This window comes from Roseibium sp. RKSG952, assembly GCF_009711355.1.
In genome coordinates this window covers 1-1240 of the sequence record NZ_SMMF01000479.1, presented here as the reverse complement: position 1 = coordinate 1240, position 1240 = coordinate 1, and the positions used below count along the sequence as shown (strand labels likewise).

1 protein-coding gene is annotated in these 1240 nt (G+C 65.2%); it reads left to right on the top strand.

The annotated features are described in order from the left end of the window. Nucleotides 1-1240 (top strand): phage terminase large subunit family protein (locus tag E1297_RS01670; protein WP_196223124.1); only part of this gene is annotated, 1240 nt, incomplete at both ends.

Sequence of the window (1240 nt, the reverse complement as noted above, 5' to 3'; positions counted from 1 at the left end):
GGCGGTAGGTCTCCGCTCGACTCCGGCGCGGTACATCTTTCTCGATGAGGTTGACGCCTATCCGGCCTCTGCCGACGAGGAAGGTGACCCGGTGACGCTGGCGGAAGCGCGCTCGCTGACCTTCGCACACCGGCGCAAGGTCTTCCTGGTCTCGACGCCCACGATCCGAGGCGTCAGCCGGATCGAACGGGACTACGAGGCCAGTGATCAACGCCGGTTCTTCGTGCCCTGTCCGCATTGCGGCGCGATGCAGTGGCTGAAGTTCGAACGGCTGCGTTGGCAGAAGGGGCAGCCGGAGACGGCGGAGTACTATTGCGAGGGCTGCGACGCGGCAATCGCCGAACACCACAAAACGGCGATGCTCGAGCGCGGCGAGTGGCGCGCGACGGCAACGGCTATCGATCCCACGACGGTCGGCTACCACCTGTCGGCGCTCTATTCGCCGGTAGGTTGGCTCAGCTGGCAGCGGATCGCGCGGGCCGCCATGCAAGCGGCACAGGGCGGCGACGAGGCGATGCGGGCGTTCCGGAACACCATTCTCGGGGAGACCTGGATCGAAACCGGCGACGCGCCGGACTGGCAACGGGTCGCCGAGCAGCGGGAGGACTGGCCAGCCGGAACCGTGCCCTCGAACGGTCTCTTCCTGACCGCTGGAGCGGATGTTCAGAAGGACCGGTTTGAAATCGATGTCTGGGCCTGGGGCCGTAGCCTGGAAAGCTGGCTGGTCGATCATGTGGTGATTGAAGGCGGACCGGGGGACCCGGACGCCTGGAAAGGACTGACGGCACTGCTGAGCCGAAATTGGCCACATGCCAATGGTGCGGAGCTGGGGCTTGTCCGGCTGGCAATCGACACGGGCTATGAAACGGCGGCCGTCTATGGCTGGGCCCGTTCGGTCGGTTTTGCCCAGGTGGCCCCTGTCAAGGGACTGGAAGGCTTCAACCGGGCAAGCCCGGTTTCCGGGCCGACCTATGTGGACGCGACCATTGCGGGCAAGCGCCTGCGCCGGGGCGCAAGGCTCTGGAACGTTGCCACTTCGACCTTCAAGGCCGAGACCTACCGCTTCCTGCGACAGCAGCGCCCGATCGAGGAAGAAATTGCAGCCGGTGCATCTTTTCCGCCCGGAACGATCCACCTGCCGTCATGGGCTGACAGCGAATGGCTCAAACAGCTGACGGCAGAGCAACTGGTCACCATCCGCAACAGGCGCGGCTTCGCGAAACTCGAATGGCAGAAGCTG